This is a genomic window from Nocardia sp. NPDC004123 (assembly GCF_053603795.1).
This window is the reverse complement of record NZ_JBSGGG010000075.1, coordinates 1-1,465: the sequence shown is the minus strand read 5'-3', so window position 1 is coordinate 1,465 and position 1,465 is coordinate 1. Positions and strand designations below refer to the sequence as shown.

1 protein-coding gene and 1 pseudogene are annotated in these 1,465 nt (G+C 69.2%); one reads left to right on the top strand and one right to left on the bottom strand.

The window, feature by feature from the left end:
* Nucleotides 1–596 (bottom strand): SDR family NAD(P)-dependent oxidoreductase (locus tag ACWEQQ_RS45030; RefSeq protein WP_452352571.1); only part of this gene is annotated, 596 nt, incomplete at its 3' end.
* 68 nt (nucleotides 597–664) lie between these two features.
* On the opposite strand from ACWEQQ_RS45030, the pseudogene ACWEQQ_RS45025 reads away from it, so the two are divergent.
* A pseudogene (locus ACWEQQ_RS45025) lies at nucleotides 665–1,465 on the top strand (PucR family transcriptional regulator); the annotation flags it as partial.

Sequence of the window (1,465 nt, the reverse complement as noted above, 5' to 3'; positions counted from 1 at the left end):
AGTTCCATGCGCAGCGCCTCGGAGAACCCGCGGACCGCGAACTTGGTCGCCGTGTATGCCGACAGGCTGGGGTTGGCCAGCAGGCCTGCGGCCGAGGCGACGTTGACGACGTGGCCCCGGCCCCGCTCGACCATGTCCGGCACGAATGCGGTGCAACCGTGCACGACACCCATCAGGTTGATCGAGACGAGCCAATTCCAGTCTTCGAGGGTGGTGTCCAGAAAGCCGCCGAAGACGCCCACACCAGCGTTGTTCACCAGAAGGTCGGGGGCACCGAACCGCTCCCGTACCGAATCCGCGAAGGCCGCCATCTCGTCCGCGGAGGAGACGTCGACCTTCGCGGTCGAGACGTCGCGGCCCAACTGTCGGGCCTGCTCCGCGGTCGCCTCGACGGCTGCGAGGTTGATGTCGCACAGGGCGAGCGAGGCGCCCCTGCGCGCGCACAGCAAGGCGAGCTCGCGGCCGATACCGCTGCCCGCTCCGGTGATGACCACAGAACGGCCGCTGAGGTCCTTGGTCTCGAGGTGGTTTTTAGGGCGCATGACCGGACGGTAGGCGTAGGCACCGCCGACCCGCTCGTGCGACAGCGCCAGCATTCACCCAGGCGGTTGTCGTCCCGCGACAGTCCGGGCGGTTGTTGTCCCGCGACAGTATGGTGCGCTGCATGGAGTCTGATTGGCTACCGTTGGGGGAACCTGAGTCGAAGCGCATCTGGGACGACGTGGTCACCGGAGTCGCGGCCGACCTCGGTGCCCATGCCGGCGACCTTGCCGTCCAGGTGACCGACCTGGTGCGTGCGGAGTTACCGGAGTTCATCTCCGACGCCGAGGCTTACGCTCAGCAGGTCGCTTCGGTGGAGGCGTCGCTGCGGGCGGTCTCGGGGGAACTCCGGCGCGGCGGTGACCCTCGCGCGGTGATCTTGCCCGAGGCCACGGTGGTGGTGGCGACAACAGGGGTGCACCGGCTGGTGGCGCTGACCCCGATGCTGCGCTCGTACCGGCTGGCCCATCAGGTCGTGTGGCAGTGGCTGCTGGCGCGGATCTCCGAGCGGACCCCGGAGCCCGCCGTGCTGGCCAGGGCGGCAGATCTGCTCTCGGCCTGGTTGTTCGCTTTCATCGATACCTCTTCGAGCCTGGCCGAGCAGCTGTACGAGACCGAGCGCGACCAGTGGATGCGCAGCGCGATGGCGGCCCGGGTCGAGGCGGTCGAGGCGATCCTGTCCGGTCGTGAGCGTGACGCGCGACGGGCCTCGGCGCGGCTCGGCTACGAGCTGGGGCGCCATCATGTCGGCGTGGTCGCGTGGGTGGAGTCGACGCCGGAGGGTTCGGATCCGCAGCCGGCGCTCAACCGGCTTCTGCAGCAGCTGGGCCGGCTGGTCGGTGCCGATTCCGTGCTGGTGTGTCCCCGCGGTGCGATGAGCAGCGTCGCCTGGATCAGCCGGGCTCGTGCGTTCGGTGGCGGTGAC